The 13541-nt window shown below is 46.3% G+C and carries 8 protein-coding genes; all 8 read left to right on the top strand.

Features of this window, described 5'->3' with window-relative positions; all coding sequences use genetic code 11:
• The first annotated feature begins 68 nt into the window (after positions 1–68).
• The 8 genes from MKX46_RS20295 (at position 69) to MKX46_RS20330 (ending at position 13394) form a co-directional block, all read left to right on the top strand.
• The gene (locus tag MKX46_RS20295) at positions 69–794 is read left to right on the top strand and encodes a methionine ABC transporter ATP-binding protein (protein ID WP_165150007.1); all 726 of its coding nucleotides are present in this window, start codon (positions 69–71) and stop codon (positions 792–794) included.
• Entirely contained in the window at positions 787–1458 is a 672-nt protein-coding gene (locus tag MKX46_RS20300) for a methionine ABC transporter permease (RefSeq protein WP_340931424.1), read from the top strand. The genes MKX46_RS20295 and MKX46_RS20300 overlap by 8 nt, the downstream gene beginning before the upstream one ends.
• Before the next feature lie 202 nt (positions 1459–1660).
• Positions 1661–2518, top strand: a complete 858-nt coding sequence (locus MKX46_RS20305; RefSeq protein ID WP_029517585.1) for a MetQ/NlpA family ABC transporter substrate-binding protein — start codon at positions 1661–1663, stop codon at positions 2516–2518.
• A 345-nt stretch (positions 2519–2863) separates the two neighbouring features.
• Positions 2864–3283, top strand: a complete 420-nt coding sequence (locus MKX46_RS20310; RefSeq protein WP_165150009.1) for a hypothetical protein — start codon at positions 2864–2866, stop codon at positions 3281–3283.
• Between the two features lie 15 nt (positions 3284–3298).
• The gene (locus tag MKX46_RS20315; RefSeq protein WP_341071697.1) at positions 3299–8266 is read left to right on the top strand and encodes a DUF4132 domain-containing protein; all 4968 of its coding nucleotides are present in this window, start codon (positions 3299–3301) and stop codon (positions 8264–8266) included.
• Between the two features lie 230 nt (positions 8267–8496).
• Positions 8497–8991, top strand: coding sequence for a GNAT family N-acetyltransferase (locus MKX46_RS20320; RefSeq protein ID WP_165150013.1), 495 nt, complete (start codon positions 8497–8499; stop codon positions 8989–8991).
• 200 nt (positions 8992–9191) lie between these two features.
• Positions 9192–10175, top strand: a complete 984-nt coding sequence (locus MKX46_RS20325; protein ID WP_029517581.1) for a Gfo/Idh/MocA family protein — start codon at positions 9192–9194, stop codon at positions 10173–10175.
• Positions 10176–10664: 489 nt separating this feature from the next.
• On the top strand, positions 10665–13394 hold the full coding sequence (locus tag MKX46_RS20330) for a beta-glucosidase (RefSeq protein WP_069012923.1): 2730 nt from the start codon (positions 10665–10667) through the stop codon (positions 13392–13394).
• Positions 13395–13541: the final 147 nt, after the last annotated feature.

Here is a 13541-nt window from a genome sequence, read left to right on the forward strand (position 1 = left end):
AGACCCGCCTGGGCTGGCGGGCTTATTACATTTTCCCTGAGAAATGGATCATCAGGAGGCCAGGTTTCATGATTACGCTGCATCAGGTAAACAAGCATTATACCACCTCAAGCGGCCAATTTCATGCGGTTCAATCCGTGTCCCTTCAAGTGGAGGAGGGGGAAATCCACGGTATTATAGGTGCCAGCGGTGCCGGTAAGTCTACCTTGCTCCGGTTGATGAATGTATTGGAAAGGCCGGATGAGGGAAACGTGGTTGTGAACGGGGAAGATCTGACTCGCATGCCGGAAAAACGTCTCCGTGAAGCGCGGCGATCCATAGGGATGATTTTTCAGCATTATCATCTTGTTCACAATCGGACGGTCAGTGGAAATGTAGCAATGCCGTTGGAGCTGGCAGGTGTCGCGAAAAAAGAGAGAGCAGAACGTGTGCGCGAATGCCTGCAATTCGTCGGTTTAGCTGATAAAGCAGAACAGTATCCGGCACAATTGAGCGGAGGCCAAAAGCAACGTGTAGCGATAGCCAGAGCGCTGGCGAATCGACCTGCGGTGCTGCTGTGTGATGAGCCGACCTCGGCGCTTGATCCGCAGACGACCGCGGATATTCTGGGCGTGTTACGGGAGATCAACCGTGAACTGGGAGTTACCATTGTAATTGTAACGCACGATATGGACGTGGTACGCAACATTTGTACCCATGTATCAGAAATGCGGGATGGACAGCTGCTTTCCACGCAACGTGTAGCTGACGCTGCGGTAGGTTCAACAGCGAAAGCAGGTGAAGCTGATGAATGAAATGCTGAACATCATTGCGCAATATCAGTCTGAGATATGGAAAGCCATCGCAGAGACGTTTATTATGGTGGGGATTTCTATCGCAGCAGCTGTACTGTTAGGGCTTCCGGCAGGAACGATTTTGTATTTGTGCGGCAAAGGGCAAAAATATGAAAATCGACTGCTGTTCACCCTATTGAACAGTGTGGTCAATGTCATCCGCTCGTTCCCGTTTTTGCTGCTCGTCGTGTTTATGATTCCATTTACACGTCTGGTCGTAGGGACGGCGCTGGGTACGATGGCTGCTACGGTTCCCTTGTCAGTGGTGGCCATCGCCTATTATTCGAGGCTGGTGGAGCAATCATTGCTTGAGGTGCCGAAGGGTGTAATTGAAGCCGCTACTTCTATGGGGGCATCCACTCTTCAGCTTATCTTCAAATTTCTGTACGTGGAAGCTCGTTCTGGGCTTGTACTGGGTTTGACCACGTCCACCATTAGCTTCATCTCCTACTCCACGGTGATGGGCATTGTGGGTGGCGGCGGGGTAGGCGATTTTGCCATCCGCTACGGTTACCAGCGTTTTGAAACAGGCTTGATGGCGTTCACCATCGTCGTCATGATTATTTTCGTACAAACGATCCAGTTCACCGGAAGCACCATATCCCGCCGGATCGACAAGCGGTAAATGGTTTATGAATCTCTTCATTAACACTTGCACCGCCCACTATGGGAAATAAAAATGACTTTACAGTGCCTCCAAAGCGGAGCGGGCAGAATTGTTCTGGAGAAGCGTCAGCGATCGGAAGAACAATCTGCACGCGAAGCGGCTATGCTGTAACTCATTTTTATCTTCCCGATCACAACTAATTTTGGAGGTTCCACATCGAATGAGTCGGAAAAACAACATGAAAACGAACTTGAAATTACTTACACTATTTGCTGTCGTTATGCTACTGGTTGCCGGATGCGGTGGTCAAAAGCAGGCTGCACAAGAAACACAGTCCAAAGAAGCGACTTCCCAAAAAGAAGTGACCCTGAAAATAGCGACGCTCATCCCACCGATGACAGATGTGCTGGATATCGTGAAGCCGCTGCTTAAACAGGACGGAGTCAATCTGGAAATCGTCGTGCTTTCAGACAATATCCAACCGAACAACGCATTGGCAAGCCATGAAGTGGATGCTAACTTCTTTCAGCATGCTCCTTTTATGCAACAATATAATGAAAGCAACAAGTCTGATTTGGTAGCGATAAAACCAATTTACAACGCCATTTATGGTGCGTACTCCAAAAAATACAAGAACGTTAAAGACCTGCCCGAAGGTGCGACTATTGCCATTGCCAATGACCCGGCCAATACAGGACGTTCTTTGGTAATGATGGAGCAAAACGGTTTGATCAAGCTTAAAGAAGGTGTAGGCTATAATGCTACACAGGCTGATATTATTGAGAATAAGAAAAAGTTTGTGTTTAAAGAAGTGGATTTGTTGATGCTGGCGCGCTCACTGGATGATGTGGACATGGCTGCCATGTATCCCGCATATGCCAAGCCGCTCGGTCTGACACCGAAGAAGGACGCGCTGATTACCGAAAAAGACGATACGCACTTTGCCATTAATCTGGTAGCGCGTAAGGATAATGCAGATTCCGATGCCATTCAAAAGCTGGCAAAGCGAATGACCGGACCGGAAGTGCGTAAATTTTTTGAGGACAATTACAAGGATAGCGTTGTTCCAGCATTTTAATTAAATAAGTATTGAAACATTATTTATGATGATATTTGACCTGTATAATGGAGTGAAGTCTGTGAAGAGCAGATGGTCTCCCTTGTGCAGGTTTTTTTCTTTTTCATCCTTAATATGGATAAAATTCATCGAAATCAGGGTACAAAGTCTTATTTTTTAAGATTTTAGTGTATTACAGCATTATGAATTTTGGTCATAAAGGGTGATGGAGTAATGATAAGGAACCTATTAAAATAAATATACGAACAAACATTCGTTTTCGATTTCGTTAACGGTGTTTTAAATGGGTCAAAAAATTCAGCTGACAACGGGTCAAAAGCGTGAATAAAAAGGAAGGGGAACGACATGAAGCTGCTTGTAACTGTAAAAAGTCTGGGAAAACGCAAGCCCGCACTCGCACGACAGGAAATAGAACTGAGTCCTGCTCCAAAAACATTGCGAGATTTGATTACTGCAACCGTTGCTTTGAATGTTCAAAAGCTGCGGGATAAGCAGGAGAGTGTCGCGCTGATTCCATTCCTCACGGGAGAGGAAGTTGAGGCACAAGGCGAGATAGGCAAAGTAGGATTCGGTTCCGTATATAATGATGGTGTCCCGGATATTAAGGATGCTGTGAACACAGCGATGCAGGCTTTTGAAGATGGTTTATACAGAGTTTTTGTGTGTGACGAGGAAACTATTGAACTGGATGCTCCTTTGGCACTTAAGGATGGGAATGAAATTGTATTTATACGCTTCACAATGCTGGCTGGAGGCCTATGGTAGAGGGGGAAATGAAATATGCATCGAGAGAACAATGAGCAAGAATATTTCACCACACTGAAGGAGCGCGCGGCGCAACTGGAGGGACAACAACAGGAGTTGGCTCAGTATGTTGTGGAACTGAGTAAGCTTCATTACATACAGGAGAACGAGGAGCCATTTAACGAATGTCAGCGAATATTAAAAGAACGGGCGACAGAAAGCGGAGAACCGCTGTTTAAGCCACTAACAGAGGTATTACGTGCTCTAATTGGACAAACAGCGGGCGATGTATTCGCACATCTAACAGAGCATGTGACTGAATATCCATACAGCACCGGGTATGCGCGAAAACCGTTCCGCACTTCAGATATTACGGCCCATACTTCCCGAGTTTATAAAAGAATGGTGCAGTTGATCCGAATGGACTGTATCGGATTCTCTATAATGGATTATTTAACGAAAAAAGATTATGAATCAGGTAGGGATTACCGGATTCAGGAAACGATTGGTGATTGGATTGCTTACGAGCTAGACAACGGCAATTCACAGGTGCTTGAGGCGCTAAAAGCTATTATTTATGGGGATAATCAGGCGGCGTTACTTACACGCAATATGATTAAAGGCATGCTCCTGAGTCATCAGGAGGAGAATTATCGCATGATCGGAGAGCTCCTGGCAGCTGCCAAACTCCAAGAGGGATTGCGCCAAAGTATTGTGGAACAAATGGATGAAGGAACCCCGGAGGCTCTAATATATCTGTTAAAGTTGATCATCGACCAAGGCTTCATTCGTTACAGCTCGGTAGTGCGGGCGCTTGCAGTATGGACGGGAATGGGCTTGGAATCCGCCAATCAACGGGTCGTTCGCCAACTGATCGAGCAGGCATATGAAGCATTGACTCGTAGTGAACTGCGCCAGGAATGGCTGACCAGCTCAAATGCTAATGAAGTGTATATGAGTTTGTGGGCTACCGCAGTACATGAGGAACGTGATCTGTATGGACAGGTTCGGAAACTCATGGAGCAGGGAGCAACTTACCAGAAGATCGTAGCACTGTATGTACTGTCTAACAGTGACAACAAGGATGTGCGCCTCGGAATTGCGAGAGAATATCTGGATGAAACAGATCCGGAGCTTCAATATTGGATTCTGACGAACTATACAAGCAATTATTTTTATGAATGGATAGAAGGCGGGACAGTCGCGGATCGGATCGTTAAAGTGGTGCGCACTCCTTTGCTGGAGAGCAAAGAGGAGCGGCGTAAGGATTTTGAACGACTTCATAACCTGTTTGTACATATAAAAAAGGGTGAGTCCACCGAGCCCTCCAAGGTGCTAGATTTTGTAAATCTATATCACCGCTCAGATGCACCTATTCAAAAAATGCTATATCTCGCTGGCTATGATATGGACGCTTCTTGGATTGGGGAAATCATAGCCTTAAAGGAACAGATTAGCCCTAATCTGCGTGGCGAACTGTTGAACCATTTTGTGCAAAATCCTGAGGATACGGTACAGCGTGATTTTATTTTTTCCAGTTTGTCGGACAAAAGTATGAGTATCCGTGAGTTCGCTGTGGCCAAGGCGCGTAAGCTGACGCTGTCGGAACCAGAAATGCAACAAATGGAAGCCTTACTAAAGCTCAAGACGGGCTCATTGCGACAAAGTGTCATTGGTGTGTTGCTCTCACAATCGGAAGAGCCGCTCGCTGGCTCATTGGAACGCTTGCTGCGTGCTAAGGCGGAGCTGCAACGATTGGGTGGACTGGAGGTATTGACGAAGATATATGCAGACCCGGATCGTGCCGAACAGTATGAAAACCTGCGGGCTTTGGCGGATATCATACAGCAACCTACCGCCAAAGAGGAGCAACTGCTGTCCAAACTGGGACAGGAGGATGCTTATACAGGGGCTAACGGTTTTGGCCTGTACGATCCGAATGTCAAGGAAGCTTGGTTGGAAGAGAAAGTGGATCTGGATGATTTTAGATTGGCCGATGTTTTTGTTAGTCCATTGGAGAAGCTCAAGCAGTTTTTGACTGGACTGGATGAGCTTGTTCATCATCATCGTGATGTGGAATATACAGCGGAATATTATTCAGGCTACAAAGATACATCGCTTATTGGGACGAACCTTCGCCCTCTACGGCTGGTTCAGGTCGATGAAGAAGTAGATTCCAGGCTGTCTTTATATCCTCTTTATGAGGAGTGGGACCGTTATTTGCAGGAAAGCGGCATAGAAGCACGTGAACTGCTGGAGCTTGTTTTTTATGACCGATTGGAGCCTATGGACCGAACGCTGGATCGCTACTATCGATACTTTTCTTTTAAAATGGACTATTCAGAGCTAAGCAAGCACATGCTGCTGGAAGGATGGCGTAAAGACTTCGCTGAGCAAATGTATCCTGTGGATCGGATTAACGAGGTTCAAAGATGGATGGCAGAGCTGACCTACTCCGATCAGGTAAGCACATTAGTTAATGCTTATTTTATGGACACATCCGGTGACCAAACATTTGACGTAATTGACCTTGCTTTAAATTCACTAATGCAGTGCGTGCCTAAGGACAGACCAGCAGAGGATTTGGGAATGCTCCATCTATTGTCCGGCCCGTGGGTGGCGCTGGAGAAGGGGCAGGTTCATGATAATGAGTCCTTTAAGCGCTTTTTCCATACTTTTGTGAACTACGCAGAACTGCCAGGAGCGGAAAATCGTTTTTATTCTCCGCTGGATCTGGAGGATTATTTCAAAGCCTATGAAAAAGGGTTGATCGGTGTAGGGGAAGTATATCGGGAACTGCTGGCCGGTAGTGAAAGCAGAAGACATATGAGTACCTTAACCAATGTCCGCAATACATGGATTTCTAGCAACCCAGAATTTTTGGAGATACGCCGTACGGTTATTGATCGACTGTTAGAGGTTGAATTGGTTCGAGGCGATTTGCCTACCGAGGCTACGCCAAAGGTTATGGGCTTGAACCGGATTGAAGGCATGGATTATTTTATCCGTATTCTGGAGGGTCTCGACAAGGAAACATTCGTGCGTGGTTATGTGTACGGTTACGGTGATCGTATTACCAAAAAGGAATCGTTCAGTCACTTGCTCAAGGCATGTTATCCGAATGATGGCGAGGATGCCACGTTGCTCAAGGAAAAGTTAAAGGACACTAAAATTACAGATAAACGTCTGCTGGAGGCGGCAATGTATGCCCCGCAGTGGATTGAGATTGTAGCGGGTTATCTCGGATGGGAAGGACTTCGCAGTGCGGCATGGTATTTCCATGCGCATATCAATGAAGGTTTTTCGGCCGAGAAGGAAACGATTGTAGCTCATTACTCGCCGATTGCTCCGCAAGATTTTAATGATGGTGCCTTCGATATTCACTGGTTTCATGAGGCTTATGAGACGTTGGGCGAGGAACGTTTTGATCTGCTGTACGATTGTGCCAAGTATATTTCGGCTGGAGCCAATCATCGTCGATCCCAGTTGTTTGCGGATGCGACGCTGGGTAAGCTCAAACGGAGTGAAATGGAAAAATCAGTGGAAGACAAGCGAAACAAAGACCATTTGCTGACCTACAGTTTGATTCCACTTGCTCAGCCACCTGAACCAGATGTACGCGAACGTTATGATTTTATCCAAAGGTTTCTGGAACAAAGCAAAAAATTTGGGGCACAGCGTAAGGCCAGTGAGGCACTGGTTTCGCGGATTGCGCTCGGGAATTTGGCGCGTAACGCAGGTTATGATGACGTAACCCGTCTCGTCTGGGACATGGAGGCTCGCAAGCTGGATGATCTCCGGTCTTATTTTGAGCCACATGCTTTGGACGAGGCTACAACGGTGCAGCTCGTCATTGATGATGAAGGAGCGGCAGATATTGAAATTGTAAGCAAAGGCAAGACGCTGAAATCCATTCCGGCTCGTTTCAAGAAGGATGAGTATATCACGGCATTGAAGGAGCTTAAAGGAGATCTGGTGGATCAGTATCGCAGAGCTCGGAAGGAATTGGAGCGCTCTATGGAGTCTGGCACGACCTTTATGGTGAAGGAATTGAGAGGATTGCTGGGTAATCCTGTGCTTGCTCCGTTGGTGCGGACACTGGTTTTCAAGGCTGGCGAGCACCTCGGATATTTTAATGGGGATACGTTGGTGTTGACTGATCCTTCTGCTGAACAGCATTCTATAGGAGAAGAGGATAAGCTGATTATCGCTCACCCCCTTCACTTGTTCGAAAGTGGTCGTTGGAGCGACTTCCAGAAGGACTTATTCGACCGTCAGATACGCCAGCCATTTAAGCAGGTGTTCCGTGAGCTGTACCTGCTGAATGCTGATGAACGTGCCAACGCGACCGTTTCCCGTCGATATGCGGGACACCAGGTACAGCCGAATAAGACGGTATCCCTATTGAAAGGTCGCCAATGGACGGTCAGCTATGAGGATGGACTCCAGAAGGTGTACTATGCTGAGAATCTGATTGCCAACCTGTATGCCATGGCGGACTGGTTCTCACCAGCAGATACCGAGGCTCCTACGCTGGAGACCGTGCAGTTCTTTGATCGGACAACGTATAAGAGCGTACCGTTGGACGAAGTTCCTCCTGTTCTGTTCTCCGAAGTTATGCGGGACGTGGATCTGGTCGTCAGTGTTGCCCATGTAGGCGGCGTTGATCCAGAGGCCAGTCTGACGACGATTGAAATGCGTAGGGTCATTGTGCAGGAATCACTTAGCCTGCTGAAAATTAGCAATGTACGCGTGGATGGGAATTATGCACGTGTAGATGGGACTCTTGGCGAATATGCTGTGCATTTGGGAAGCGGGGGTGTCTATAAGCAAGCGAAGGGAGCGCTGCATATTATTCCGGTGCATTCGCAGCATCGTGGACGCATCTTCCTGCCGTTTCTGGACGAAGACCCAAGAACAGCCGAGATTTTATCCAAAATAGTGTTGTTGGCCGAGGATCAGAAGATCAAGGACCCGCAAATTCTTACACAGCTTCAAGCGTAGAATAGAATTCTGATGTATATAGATTTATAATGAACTCAACGTTCGCATCTAGACAATGGTTTCAAATCCTCGACTGTGTAGGTGGAAACTTAGTTTAGTTGCGGAGGTTGAGTTATTTAATATTGAGCGTTTATCAAGCACGAATAAGGAGATATGGGTAATATTTTAGGTTCTGTGGTTTGATGGAAATCTAACAGTATAACAATTGACGATCATAGGAGAACATAACGATGTTTAAAAGTATCTTTCTAAAAGAGTACTCAACTGAGTCTCAATCACAAGTTGTCGATTTAATTTTACATATTCAAAAAGATGAATATAATATCGCCATAACCAAAGAGGATCAGCCAGATTTGCTTGATATTGAAAACTTTTATCAGCGTGGTAACGGCAACTTCTGGGTGGCTCTTCGTGAAGGAACCGTAGTGGGGACTGTAGCTTTGTTAGATATTGGGGACCGTAAGGCAGCACTCAGAAAGATGTTTGTAAAACAAAATTATAGAGGTAAAACATTCAATGTTTCGAATCAATTATTGCATCATGCCATAGGATGGGCTAAGGAAAGGTCTATTGAAGAAATCTATCTTGGAACAACACCACAATTCGTAACAGCTCATCGATTTTATGAGAAGAATGGATTTGTTAGTGTAGATCCAGGAGAATTGCCGATTAGTTTTCCAGTCATGAAAGTGGATAAAAAGTTTTACAGATACATTATTCAATAAAATGATCCTGAACCAAAACAATGCTGAGGGAAATTCCAGTTCAAAATGTGTGACTTAGTGGCCGCCGTGTCGTCTTGCTGCCAAGCCGCAATATAAACTATCGCTGAGCAGGAATTTCTTTTGTTTAGGACAGGCGTTTGCTAGAATAAAAGGGTATGTTGTAAGTCAACGTTAACCAAATTGCTGGGAGGGACACAAGTATGAGCAAAAAGATTAAATGGGGAATTGTCGGCACAGGCTGGATCTCAGATCAATTTGTGGCGGATTTGGCGCATGTTACGAATGGAGAAGGGTATGCCGTTGGATCACGTACTATTGAAAGCGCTACCGAATTTGCAGCTAAGCATCAAATATCACGAGCTTACGGGAGCTATGAGGAATTAGCACAAGATCCCGAGGTAGATGCTATTTACGTAGGGACTCCTCATCCTTTTCATAAAGAAAATGTTCTGACGGCTCTTCGGGCGGGCAAAGCGGTCTTGTGTGAGAAACCCTTCACCGTCAATAGTAAAGAATTGGAGGAACTAATCGGCTTTGCACGTGAGCGTAAGCTATTCCTGATGGAAGCAATGTGGACACGTTTTTTGCCTCCGATTCGCCAAGTGCAGGAGTGGATACATGCGGGACACATTGGCGAGGTAAAGCTGGTTAAGGCAGAATTTGGTTTTCGGGTAGATTGGAACCCGGAGGGCCGGCTTTTGAACCTTGAGCTGGGCGGAGGTGCTCTGTTAGATGCAGGAATTTATCCGGTTTCTTTTGCTTCAATGGTCTTCGGTCCTGAACCTGAGCATGTATGGAGCACTGCTCATATCGGGGAGACAGGCGTTGACGAGACATTTTCGATCTTGCTGGATTATGGGCAAGGACGCACGGCTATGCTTAACGGGGCAGTCCGTCTCGGATTGACGAATGAGGCATACATCCATGGAACCAAGGGCTATATTCACATTCCGTCATTCCTAAACAGCACATCGGCTACTTTAGTTGTGGACGGTGAAGAGGCACAACACTTTCAGGATGACCGATCCTCTACAGGCTATGCCTTTGAAGCAGAAGAAGTCGGGCGTTGCTTGAACGAAGGTTTGCTCGAAAGTTCTACTATTTCTTTAGATGAATCATTAGGAATTATGAAACTGATGGATCAGATTCGTTCACAGTGGGGACTTCGGTATCCGTTTGAATAATCATATTCATTCCAGGGACCTTTCAGGTTCTCTGGAATTTTTTTGTTTGTGAGCGTTATTTTTGTATACATAAGTCTTTCCAATTCCCAAATAGCGACTTTGGTCGCATGCTAGGTAACGCCATATGAGTAAGTCAAGAGTGGGACATATGAATCATTTTTTGTGATTTAAATTAGTTAAAAAACCGTCATTAAAAAGTTACAAAAGTGTAATTTATTCATCGGTTAACTGAATTGTGAACGCTCTCTTTTTATGAAAAAGAATGAAGGTCCTAGTATTGAATTTCCAAAAACTTTCAATGAAATTTCCGAAAATGTGCGGTAGGGTGGTTAACGTGTCACTTGAGCCATTGCGGCTTTTGCTGACTTGCTTGCTTATCCCGTGGCTCTGGATTCTTGTCGGAGCTCGCAGGATCGAGAGCCTTTGCAAGCCTGTGAGCGTTGAATAGGCATTCACCTCATGACCTAACATCAAGGAGGAATTACAAACGTGAAAGTGAAATCAACATGGTTGTTCCGTATGGTGATGATGACAGTGATCGCGGCTGTCGTGATCGGACCTATGAATATTGCAGGAGCAGCAGGAAGTCGGACAGATCGACCTTGGATGAACACTGCCCTGTCGGCTGAGAAACGGACAGCGTTGCTGTTACAGGAAATGACGCTGGAAGAAAAAATAGATTTGGTGACTGGCAAGGTCAACAATTACTATGGATTCTATAATAATTCGATGGAGCGGTTGGGCATTCCGGCGCTGACGATGGCAGATGGACCTGCAGGTGTACGTATCGCTAATCCGGATGTGCAGGACAAGCAATCGACTGCGTTGCCTGCTCCAATTGCGCTGGCTGCAACGTGGGATATCCAAGCTGCCAAACAGTATGGGGATTTGCTCGGAGACGAGGCTTTTAATACAACTCATAATGTGGTGCTTGGACCCGGGATGGATATTGCCCGAATTCCATGGGGATCGCGAAACTTTGAATCTATGGGCGAGGACCCGCTGCTGCAATCTCAAATGGCGACCGCTTATGTCAAAGGTATACAAAGTCATCCTGTTCTGGCGACTGCCAAACATTACCTTATGAATAATCAGGAGACAGAGCGTTTCACAACAAATGTCAAAGTCAGTGACCGTGCGCTGCATGAAATTTACATACGTCCGTTTCAGGAGGCTATTGCCAAGGCAGACTTGGGCGGAGCTATGTGCTCCTTTAACAAGGTCAATGGCGAATCGGCATGTGAGAACAAGACCATCATGACAGATCTCTTGAAAAAGGAAATGCAATTCAAGGGCTTCGTGATGAGTGATTACGGCGCGAACCTGAGTACAGTCGAATCGGCAAATAGTGGCTTGGATCTGGAAACACCGGGGACTCCTTATGGAAAATGGGGAGATCAGCTGCTGGCTGCTGTCAAGAATGGTAAGGTAAGTGAAAAAACGATTGATGATAAGGCTGGGCGCATTCTGGTGCAAATGTTCAGCAAAGGTTTATTTGATCACCCGGCTCAAAATAACCAAATTGATGCCCATGACCATGGCAAGACAGCCCGTCAATTGGCTGAGGAAAGTATGGTACTGCTTCAAAATAAAAACAATGCATTGCCATTGTCTAAAGATAAACTCAAGTCTATTGCTGTGATTGGCCCCGATGCAGATAACGGCACTGTGGCAGGCGGAGGCAGTTCGCTGGTGAATCCGACGTATACCGTGAGTCCGTTAGAGGGCATCCGCAATCGTGTCGGCAAAGGAGTTACCGTCCAATATGCACCGGGCACAGACCCGATCTCTGCAGGAGACATTATGCCAGGGCCATCTGCTGTTCCGTCTTCACTGTTGACTACATCTGATGAGAAAGAGGATATCAGTGTTGGATATGCGACTTATGGAGATGGCGAACAGGGACTTCGAGGCGAATACTGGAAGAATAACAAGATGGAAGGCAATCCGATTCTTGTACGCAATGATGACCAAGTCAATATGAACCTTGGATTTTATAATTATCAGGGCTTCAATGCGAAGTCCCCTAAAGTTCCAAATACACCAACGACACTGAACGGCTTGATATCTGCACGCTGGACAGGGGCAATTGCAGCTCCCAAGGATGGTGACTATGCATTGTCATTAACCAGTTTGGGATCAAGCAAGCTGTATCTCGACGATAAGCTTTTCGTGGATAATCAAGGTGAAAAGCTGGGCACTACGAAGAAAAATATCTCCCTTAAAGCGGGTGAAAAGCACAAGATACGTATTGAATACCGCGCTGATTATCCGACCAATGGTCGGGATTCCGGTGGTATGGTTCGTCTGGGCTGGGAACCTCCGGCAGATACGTCAGATAAGCTGATTGACAACGCTGTGAAATTGGCGAAAAAATCGGATGTTGCGATTGTTGTTACGCGCACGTATGAGAGTGAGGGATATGTTGAGCGTTCCGATATGGAGCTCCCGAATAATCAGGATCGGCTGATCCGTGCGGTTGCGGCTGTAAATCCGAAAACCATTGTCGTACAAATGAGCGGCAGAGCCGTGCAAATGGATACATGGCAGGACAAAGTCCCTTCCATCGTACAAGCATGGTTTGCTGGACAAGAGCAAGGGAATGCTATAGCGCGCGTCTTATTTGGAGATGTAAATCCTTCGGGTAAGTTGCCGGTAACCTTCCCAGTTAACGAGCAGTCTACACCTGTATCCTCACCAGAGAAGTTTCCGGGTGTGAACGGTATAGGTGACTATTCAGATGGTATTTTTGTAGGCTATCGTGGGTATGAGAAATCGGGTATTCAACCGGCGTTCTCCTTTGGACACGGTTTATCCTATACAACATTCGGATATAGCGATCTGAAAACCAAACAGCATGCGAGTGGAAAAAAATCCGATCGTATGAGTTCCGTCGAAGTTTCGTTCAAATTGAAGAACACTGGCAAAACAGCCGGAGCTGAGGTTGTACAAGTGTACAGCGGTAAGCTTCCGACAAACGTAGAGACTCCATCCCGTCAACTGGCAGGCTGGTCCAAGGTAGAATTAAAGCCGGGTCAAGAGAAGAAGGTTCGCATTGAGCTCGACCCGAAAGCTTTCTCTTATTGGGATGAAAAGTCCAAAGCATGGGTTATGCCGGCGGGTGAAGTGCCCATTTATGTGGGCAGCTCCTCACAGGATTTACGACTGACAGGAAGTGTTACGATTCCGGCTACCTCTACAGCAAAGGCAAAAAAGTAAATCCCGTTACATTTGTTTTAAAATGGTTATATTCAAGAGAGCGCGGGCACAAGCACCGGCTCTCTTTTTGCTATCGGTATGTAAACGTCCAACAGGTATGCAAAGGGAAACCCAAGTGAAAGCTGAAATAGTAGAGAGAGTGGGGAC

It is taken from the genome of Paenibacillus sp. FSL P4-0113, assembly GCF_038009305.1.
Taxonomy (GTDB): domain Bacteria; phylum Bacillota; class Bacilli; order Paenibacillales; family Paenibacillaceae; genus Paenibacillus; species Paenibacillus polymyxa_D.